This is a genomic window from Kitasatospora sp. NPDC089913 (genome assembly GCF_044748625.1).
In the GTDB taxonomy this organism is placed as follows: domain Bacteria; phylum Actinomycetota; class Actinomycetes; order Streptomycetales; family Streptomycetaceae; genus Kitasatospora.
The window spans coordinates 107,408-116,924 of record NZ_JBIVGI010000026.1; the positions used below are offsets into that span (position 1 = coordinate 107,408).

General features: G+C 75.9%; 3 protein-coding genes and 3 tRNA genes. 5 read left to right on the forward strand and 1 reads right to left on the reverse strand.

Going from position 1 to position 9,517, the window contains the following annotated elements; genetic code table 11:
• Positions 1-150: 150 nt before the first annotated feature.
• Positions 151-1,812 carry a long-chain fatty acid--CoA ligase gene (locus ACIPYS_RS31220; protein ID WP_400752403.1) on the forward strand — a complete coding sequence of 554 codons (1,662 nt, stop codon included), beginning with the start codon at positions 151-153 and terminating at the stop codon, positions 1,810-1,812.
• Positions 1,813-1,903: 91 nt separating this feature from the next.
• On the opposite strand, the gene ACIPYS_RS31225 is transcribed toward ACIPYS_RS31220, so the two are convergent.
• Positions 1,904-5,638, reverse strand: a complete 3,735-nt coding sequence (locus ACIPYS_RS31225) for a PAS domain-containing protein (protein WP_400752406.1) — start codon at positions 5,636-5,638, stop codon at positions 1,904-1,906.
• A gap of 180 nt (positions 5,639-5,818) precedes the next feature.
• Here ACIPYS_RS31225 and ACIPYS_RS31230 point away from each other — a divergent pair.
• The 4 genes from ACIPYS_RS31230 to ACIPYS_RS31245 form a co-directional block, all read left to right on the forward strand.
• Positions 5,819-5,909: transfer RNA gene (locus ACIPYS_RS31230), tRNA-Ser, on the forward strand.
• A 166-nt stretch (positions 5,910-6,075) separates the two neighbouring features.
• Positions 6,076-6,151 (forward strand) — tRNA-Arg (locus ACIPYS_RS31235).
• Positions 6,152-6,182: 31 nt separating this feature from the next.
• A tRNA-Arg gene (locus ACIPYS_RS31240) sits at positions 6,183-6,258 on the forward strand.
• A gap of 295 nt (positions 6,259-6,553) precedes the next feature.
• A partial coding sequence (locus ACIPYS_RS31245) for an Ig-like domain-containing protein (protein WP_400752409.1) occupies positions 6,554-9,517 on the forward strand: 2,964 nt, incomplete at its 3' end.

The window sequence follows — 9,517 nt, forward strand, 5'->3', positions numbered from 1 at the left end:
CGTGATCGGGGCAACTGTGCCGGAATGCTGACAGCGGGGGTGAGGCGCGGCACAATCGGGCTCACCTGCCCCGTATTACCGCCCAGTAGCCGGACTCCGGCCGGGCCGGGGGCAGCACCGCCGCAGTGCAGCCCAGGTCGAGGAGGACCCGTGTTCAGCACGATGCAGGACGTTCCGCTCACCGTCGCCCGAATCCTTGAGCACGGGTCGACCGTCCACGCCCGCTCGACCGTCACCACCTGGGACGGCACCGGACCGGTGGTCCGGACCTACGCGGAGGTCGGGGCGCGGGCCGCCCGGCTGGCCTGGGCCCTGCGGGACGAGCTCGGCGTCACGGCGGACGACCGGGTGGCCACCCTGATGTGGAACAACGCCGAGCACCTGGAGGCCTACCTCGCCGTACCGGCGATGGGCTCGGTGCTGCACACGCTCAACCTGCGGCTGCCCGCGAACCAGCTGGCCTTCATCGTCGACCACGCCGCCGACCGCGTGATCATCGTCAACGGCACGGTGCTCCCGCTGCTGGCCGCCGTGCTGCCGCGGCTCGCCCCGACGCTCAAGCACATCGTGGTCAGCGGCCCGGGCGACCGCTCGGTACTGGCCGGCTTCGCGGGCGGCGTGCACGACTACGAGGAGCTGATCGCCGGCCGGCCGGACGAGTACCCCTGGCTCACCGACATCGACGAGCGCCGGGCCGCCGTGCTCTGCTACACCTCCGGCACCACCGGCGACCCGAAGGGCGTCCTCTACAGCCACCGCTCGGTCTACCTGCACTGTCTCCAGGTCAACACCGGCGACAACTTCGCCTTCACCCCGCGCGACACCGCCCTGCCGGTGGTGCCGATGTTCCACGTCAACGCCTGGGGCATCCCGCACGCCGCGTTCATGTCCGGCGCCAGTCTGCTGATGCCGGACCGCTTCCTGCAGCCCCGGCCGATGGCCGAGATGATCGCCGCCGTGCGGCCCACCGTCAGCGCGGCCGTGCCGACGATCTGGAGCGGGCTGCTGGACGAGCTGGACGCCGGCGACTACGACACCTCCAGCCTGCGGATGGTCGTCATCGGCGGCTCGGCCTGTCCGCCCTCGCTGATGCAGGGGTACGAGGAGCGCCACGGCATCCGGGTCATCCACGCCTGGGGCATGACCGAGACCTCGCCGCTCGGCTCGTTCGCCCAGCCGCCGGGCGGCCTCACCCCGGAGGAGGAGTGGCCCTACCGGGTCAGCCAGGGCGTCTTCCCGGCCTCCGTCGAGGCCAGGCTGATCGGCCCGGGCGGCGAGCGGATGCCCCACGACGGAGCGTCGGCGGGCGAGCTGGAGGTCCGCGGCCCGTGGATCGCGGGGGCGTACTACGGCGGCGCCGGGCAGGACCCGGAGCGCCCGGACGACAAGTTCTCCGAGGACGGCTGGCTGCGCACCGGCGACGTCGGCACCATCACCGCGGACGGCTACCTGACCCTCACCGACCGGGCCAAGGACGTGATCAAGTCCGGCGGCGAGTGGATCTCCTCGGTGGACCTGGAGAACCACCTGATGGCGCACCCCGAGGTGGCCGAGGCCGCGGTGGTGGCCGTACCGGACGAGAAGTGGGGCGAGCGTCCGCTGGCGACCGTCGTGCTGCGGCCGGGCGCCACCGTCGGGCTGCCGGAGCTGCGGGCCTTCCTGGCCGGGCGGATCGCCTCCTGGCAGCTGCCGGAGCGCTGGGCGCTGGTCGAGGCGGTGCCGAAGACCTCGGTCGGGAAGTTCGACAAGAAGGTGATCCGCGCCGACTACGCGGACCGGAAGCTGGACGTCACGCTGCTCGGCAAGGAGTGACACCCGGCGGGACACCCCCGCCGGAACCACCGGGGCCGGCCGCCCCCCGCGAAGGGGGGTGGCCGGCCCCGGGCGTTCCGCACCCGCGCGCTCAGCCCGCCGCGGCGACGCCCGCCTCGCCCATGGCGCCGATCCGCCCGAGCAGGTCGACGATCCGGGACTGGACGTCCTCGCTGGTCGAGCGCTCGGCGAGGAACAGGATCGTCTCGCCGGTGCGCAGCCGGGGCAGCTCGCGCGGGTCGAGGTCCACCGAGGTGTAGACGACCAGCGGCGTGCGGTGCAGCCGGTCGTTGGCGCGCAGCCAGTCGAGCAGGCCGACCCGGCGGCGGCGGATCTGGAGCAGGTCCATCACCACCAGGTTGGGCTGCACGCTGCTGGCCCGGGCCACGGCGTCGTTCTCGTCCACCGCGTGCTCGACGTGCATGCCGCGCCGCTCCAGGCTGCCGATCATCGCGACCGCGATGTCCGGGTCGCTCTCGACCAGCAGCACGCGCGGGGCGTGGTTCTCGCCGTCGCGCGGGGCGAGGGCGCGCAGCAGCACGGCCGGGTCGGCGCCGTACGCGGCGTCCCGGGTGGCCTGGCCGAGACCGGCGGTGACCACCACCGGGACCCGGCTGTTCAGCGCGGCGGTGCGCAGCGACTGCAGCGCGGTGCGGGTGATCGGGCCGGTCAGCGGGTCGACGAAGAGCGCGGCGGGGAACCCGGAGACCTGTGCGTCCACCTCCTCGCGGGAGCGGACGATCACCGGGCGGTAGCCGCGGTCCTGCAGGGCCTGGCTGGTGGCCGGGTCGGGCTCGGGCCAGACCAGCAGCCGGCGCGGCCCGCCGTCGGGGGCGGGCGCGGGCACCGGGCGCTCGCCGGACTCGGGACGGCCGCCCGCCGGGGCGATCGGCAGGGCCGCCGGAACCGCCGGCGCGGGCGCGGCGGGCAGCTCGGCCACCGCTCTCGGCGCGGGCCGGACCTCGACGGGTGCCGCCGCGGGTACGGGGACGACAGGGGCGACCGGGCCCGCCTGGGCCCCCGGCCCCGAGCCGCCGGGCCCACCGGTGCCGCCGAGCGGCCGCGGCGGGGTCAGCTCGCCCAGACCGGTGCCGACCGGTCGCGGTCCGCCCTCGTGGCGGTCGCCGGCGGGGCCGCCGGGTGCGGCGCCGTCCGGGAGCGCCGGGGCCGCCGACGGCAGCGCGGGCAGCGCGGCGGGCGCACCCGCCGCGACACCGACGGGCTCGGCCGGGCCGCCGTTCTCACCGCCGGGACCGGGCGGGACGGCGAGCCGGCGGCGGCGGCCGGTCGGCGTCGGACCGGCGGGATCGGCCGGAGCCGGGGCCGGACCGGCCGGCAGGGCGTGCTCCAGTCCGGGGTAGACCGGGGTCTCGGGGACGCCGGGCAGGGCGAAGCCGCCGGAGGAGTCCTCGTTGCCGGGCAGCGCGCGGCGGCGCCGGGACGGCCGGGGCTCGGAACCGGACTCCTCCGGACCGCCCGCCGCGTCCTGACCGCCCTGCCCGGCCGTCGGCTCCTCCGGGGAGGAGGGGCCGGGGCCGAGGGCGATCGGCGTGCGCGGGCCGTCCGCCGGAGCGTCGGCGGTCCGGCGTTCGTCGTCCGCGCCGGTGACCCCGTCGCCGGGGCCCGGGGCCGGGCGGCCGGCGTCGACCGGCACGGCGTAGGCGGTGCCGGAGCGGCCGTCGTCCTTGCCCCACGGGTCGCTCTGCGGGTCGTTCGGGCCGCCGAGGCCCTGCCGCCCGTACGCGGGGTCGTTGCCGGTGCCGTTCCACTGCTCGGGGACGGCGCGCTCGATCCGGGCCGGGGCGTTCGGCCACTGGTCGGCCGGGATGTCCGGACGGTCGCCCGGGCGGGGGGCGTCCTGGGCGGCCTCGGGGCCGTCGGCCGGCTGCTCGACGGCGGGGCGCCCGCGGCGGCCCCGGCGCTGCTCGGCGACCGGCGCCGGGTCGGTGCCCGGCTCGACGGCCGGGGCGGCGGGCGGACCGTCGGGGGCGGCGGCCGCGGCGGCACCGCGCCCGGCCTCCCGGGCGGTGCCGTCCGCCGGGGTGGTCGCGGAGTCGCGATCCGCACCGGGGCCCGGAGTGCCGGGACCGGTGGGCGAGGTCTTCTCGGCGGCCGACTCCCCGGCGCGCGCGGTGGGCGGCGGCGGGATGCCCGGCAGGTCGGGCAGGACGGCGCTGTCGCTCTCCTTCGGCCGGTCCGAGCGGCCCTCGGCGCCCGCCCGCTCGGCGGCGGCCTTCGCGGCGACCGGGTCCAGCGGCAGTTCGACGACATAGGTGGTGCCGGCGCGTCCCGGCAGCTCGTGCGGCTGGAGCACCCCGCCGTGGCGCTCGACCACGGCGCGGGCTATCGGCAGGTGGACGGGGCTGCCGCCGCGTCCGGGGCCGCGGATCTCCACCCGGGCGACCTCGCCGCGCTGGGCGGCGGCCAGCACCACGGCCGGGGTGTCGCCCCCGCCCGGCGGCAGGGCCGGGGCACCGGGGGCGGCGAGCCCGGGGGAGGGCAGCTCGGGTTCGGCGTCCAGCGACAGGCCGACCCCGCTGACGTCCGCGACCAGGTGGGCCAGCGCCTGGGCGAGCCGCTGCTCGTCGGCGATCACCTCGACGGCGGCCGCGTGCACGGAGAACCGCACCCGTCCGGCGCCGACCAGTTCGCCCGCGTGCTCGACGGCCCGGCGGACCACCTTGTCCAGGGCGACCGGGACCCGCTCGGCGGGCTTCGGCCCGCCCTTGCCGTCCGCGGCCGCGGCGACGGCGGCGCTCTCGCCGGCCTCGGACCGCTGGTGGGCCAGCACACCGTCGATCAGCTTGCCGAACCGGCGGCACTCGTCGGCGAGCCGGCGCAGCGTCCAGTTGGCCTCCGGCCAGAGCTGCCCGGCCGGGTCCGCGGCGAGCGTGTCGATCCGCCGGTGCAGCGCGGTCAGCGCGCCGCCGAGCTCGCTCTCCAGGACGGCGGTGAGGTGTTCGTTCCGGGCGACCAGCGCGAGTTCGCGGCTGCGGTCGGTGAAGGTCATCACCGCGCCGACCAGCTGGTCGCCGTCCCTGACCGGGGCGGTGGTGAGGTCGACGGTGACCGGCCGGCCGTCCTTGCGCCACAGCACGGTGCCGCGCACCCGGTGCTTGCGGCCGGAGGTCAGGGTGTCCAGCAGCGCGGACTCCTCCAGCGACAGCGGGGTGCCGTCGGCCCGGGAGTGCTGGATCAGCGGGTGCAGCTCACGGCCGCCCAGCTCGCTGGCCCGGTACTCCAGGATGTGCGCGGCGGCCGGGTTGACCAGCACGCAGCGGCCTTCGAGGTCGACACCGAGCACGCCCTCGGCGGCGGCCCGCAGGATCATCTCGGTCTGCTTGTGCTGGCGGCGCAGCTCGGCCTCGACGCCGAGCCGGCCGGTCAGGTCGCGGACCAGCAGCAGGAGCAGGTCGGAGGAGCGGGAGCCCTCGCGGTACGGGTCGTAGGGGACCAGGGAGGAGACCGCGTATCCGCGGCCCTCGCCCGCGCCGGAGCCGTCGTCGTCGAAGTCGTTGCCGGAGACCTCGACCGGGAAGGTGCTGCCGTCGGTGCGCCGGGCCGTCATCCGGACCGGGCGGTCGAGCGCCTCGTCCTCGCGGGTGGCCGGTCTCATCGAACCGGGGATCCGGCTCGGGTCGAACTCCGGGAGGAGGTCGAGCACACCCATGCCGACCAGCGAGGTGCCGGGCGCCTGGAGCGCCTGTACGGCCGCGGTGTTGGCGTCGACGACCGTGCCGTTGCTGTTGACCAGCAACAACGCATCGGGCAGGGCGTCGAGTATGGCGGCGAGGCGAGCAGCGCCTCGGATCGGCCTGCTGCTCACGTCGACAGGTCTCCTCGGCTTCAGGGCAGCTCTCTCCGGAGAGGGCAGTATCTCATTCTTCTTTGCGGCGAGGACGACCCGCCTAGTAACGTTGTCGGCGGTTGGTGCCGGGCCCCCGGGTTGTGGCATCATCACAGGCACAGGGAACGGCTCCGCGCATGCGGGGTTGGTCCATGTGGAGGAGGCTTCGCCTAGTCCGGTCTATGGCGCCGCACTGCTAATGCGGTTTCGGGGTTATTCCTGATCGAGGGTTCAAATCCCTCAGCCTCCGCAGCCGGAAGAGCCCCGTCGACGATCTTGTCGGCGGGGCTCTTCCCGTGTCCGGGGTCCGGCGGCGCGGACCGCCCGAGGTGCCCGGATCAATCGATTTCGTCCCGCGCCGCAGGTCATGTAATGTTGTTCCCGCACCGCCCCGGTGGCAACGTTCACCAGGGCGAGCGCTCATAGCTCAACGGATAGAGCACTTGACTACGGATCAAGAGGTTGCAGGTTCGAATCCTGCTGAGCGCACCAAACCCCGCAAGGCCGGATCCGTCCGGCACTTGCGCTCATAGCTCAACGGATAGAGCACTTGACTACGGATCAAGAGGTTGCAGGTTCGAATCCTGCTGAGCGCACCAGAAGAGAACCCCCGGCCCTGGCGGCCGGGGGTTCTTTCGTTTCCGGGGCTCCCCGGCCGTGCTCCGGGCGGGCGCGGGCCGTCCGTCCCGCGCGGGGGCCGATGGGTGGACGGCGATCCATTCGGGTACATCCCGTCCTGCCGGGAGCCCGAGGCTGCCAATCGGGTGTCATACGGCCAATAGTGCAAGTGTCGCGGTATGACCGGACCAGGATCGTGATTCCGTTTTGTCACATCTTGTGTCGATACTGCCCGGTCACCCAGGCCGCCCGGCAGCCGATCCGAAGGAGAGCCGGATGAACCGACAGTTCCCGGCTGCGGCCGGTGCAGCCGCGGTGCTGGCGGCCGGGCTGCTGATCGGTTGGAACCCGCCGCCCTCGGCCGCCCAGCAGTCGCCCGGGAGCTGGACCGCCGAACGCGGCGCGGTGCTGCCCTCCGGGCTCTCCGTCCGACTGGACTTCTCCGCCGACCCCGGGATGTCGGTCACCGCCGGCCCGGGGAAGCTGGCGGACCGCGTCGGCGCCGGCCGCTCCCGGGTGCTCTACTCCGACGGACTCCGGCCCGGCGACCCCGCGCAGTCCTTCCGGATCGCCGAGGACCGTCCGCAGACGGACGGTTCCTGGCGCACCGTCGGAACGCTTCGGCTGACGTTCTCCCGGGCGGTCCGCAATCCCCGGCTGCACCTCAGCGGACTCGCCGGAACCACCACCGCGAGATCCGGCTCCACCGGCACCGCGACCAGACTCACCCTGACCGGTGGTTCACCGGCCGCCCCCACCCTGGTCAACCGCACCGACTGGCCCGGCTGGACGGTCGACGGCAACACCCTCGCCCCCGCCCGGGCCGACGGCGGCGCCGACGGCGACCCCGGGTCCGCCGCCGAGGGCAGTCTGGAGCTGGCCGGCACCTTCCGCACGGCGGTCTTCCGGGTCGAGCGGCGTTCGACCGCCCGGGCCGGCTCCACCACCGCCCCGGCCCCGCTCACCCAGGCCTACACCGTCACCCTCGACGAGGGGGTCGGCACCGCGCCGCAGGGTTACGGCAACGCCTCCCACCTGCTCTCCGACCTCTACCTGGGCGGTGACGCCGCCACCCAGGGGGCCAAGGCCGACGGGCGGCCCGGCTGGCTGTTCCGGCGGTCCGACGCCGGGCGGGCGGACGGCGCGGCGGACGGCGGCACCGGTGACGGGTCCACCGGTGGCGGGTCCACGGGCGGCGGCAGCGGGGAGGACGGCGGGGCCAATCCGCCGCCGCCGCAGCTCCAGCCCGGCCGGGGCGAGTACCAGGGCGCCGACCCGGCCGTCGGTTACCCCGCCGAGGCGGCGATCGGCCACGACTACCGGCTCACCGTCCCGGTCGCCGTCGGCGACTCCGCCGCCACCCTGGCCGGCTGGGTCGACTTCGACCGCAACGGCCGCTTCGACGCCATCGAGCGGGTGCAGACCGAGGTCGCTCCCGGCGAGCACAGCGCCTCGCTGAACTGGACCGTCCCCGCCGGTGCGGCCTCCGGCGAGACCTGGGCCCGGCTGCGGATCGGCCGGGACGCCGCACAGCTGGTGCCGGCCGGCGGCTTCGCCGACTCCGGCCAGGTCTCGGACCAGCGGATCCGGCTGACCGTCGGGGCCGCCCGCCCGGAGATCGCCGAACCGGTCGACGGCACCACCCTCGCCGAGGCGCGTCCCCGGATCTCCGGTGAGGGCGCGGTGGCCGGCGCCACCGTCGAGATCCGTGAGGGCGACACCACGCTCTGCCGGACCAGGGTCGCCCGGGGCGGCGACTGGTCCTGTCGCCCGGACACCGCGCTGGCCCCGGGCCGGCACAGCCTCACCCCGGTGGAGACCACCGGCGGTGGCGTGGTGCTGCGCGGCGAGCCGGTGCTGATCACCGTCAAGACCGCGCCCCCCGGTGCGCCGGTGCTCACCCTGCCCGAGTTCACCAACGACCCGGGACTGCAGCTGGCCGGCACCGGCGAGCCGGGCAGCACCGTGACCGTGGTCGACCGGTCGGCCGCGACGCGCGAGGCGGCCGGCGGGGGCGGCGGCTCCGGCGGTCAGGGGACCGACCTGTGCAGCACCGGGGTCCGGCCCGACGGCGGCTGGTCCTGCCTGCCGGTGGAGAACCTCGTGGACGGTCGGCACCGGCTCACGCCCACCGCCGCCGATCCCGCCGGGAACCGGACCCCGGGTCAGACGGTCGAGCTGGTCGTCGACACCGTTCCGCCGGACCGGCCGGTGCTCACCGCGCCGACCGCGGGGGAGACCCTCCGGGTGGCCCGGCCCCGGCTCGCCGGGAGGGCCGAACCGGGGGCCCAGGTACTGGTCACCGCGCGGTCGGAGCGCGCCGCCGAGACCGCGCGGATCGTCGCCTGCGGGACGACGGCGGCGGTCGACGGCAGCTGGGCGTGCACGGCGAACCGTGATCTGCCGGAGGGCGAGCAGTGGCTGGTCGTCACCGCGACCGACCTGGCGGGGAACGGGACGGCGGCGGAGGCCGTCGCGGTCACGGTCGCTCCGGCGGGTGGAGCGGCGACGCCCACGCCGACGCCCACGCCCGCACCGGTGGTGACGCCGGACGTGACTCCCACGGCGGCGCCTTCGGTGACTCCTTCGGCGACTCCCTCGACGGCTCCGGCTCCGACGGCGAGTGCTGCCCCGACACCGGTGCCGACTCCCACCGTGACTCCCACGGGCACGCCGACGGCGGTGACGGCCGTGCCGTCGTCGTCGCCCCAGGCCGAGCCCACGGCGTCCGCCCGCCCCACGCCCGCGCTCTCCCCGTCCCCGACGGTTTCGCCTTCGGTGCCGGTGCCGCCGACGCCTTCCGTCCCGTCCAGCCCTTCCGTCCCGTCCAGCCCTGCTGTTCCGTCGGTGCCGTCCTCTCCGTCGGTGCCGTCCTCGGCCTCGGCCGTCGCGGAGCCGGTTCTCGATCCCGTTCCGCCGGGGCTGCTGCCGATCGCCGTTCCGCCGGTGGGGGCCTCGCCGTCGCCGACCGCGGCTCCGGTGGGGCCAGCTCCGGCCACCGGCGGTCCGTCCCCGGCGGTGTCCCCGACCGCCTCCGCCCCGACGTCCCCGAGTCCCAGCCCGTCCCCGACGGTTTCGCCTTCGGTGCCGGTACCGCCGACGCCTTCCGTCCCGTCCAGCCCTTCCGTCCCGTCCAGCCCTGTCGTTCCGTCGGTGCCGTCCTCTCCGTCGGTGCCGTCCTCGGCCTCGGCCGTCGCGGAGCCGGTTCTCGATCCCGTTCCGCCGGGGCTGCTGCCGATC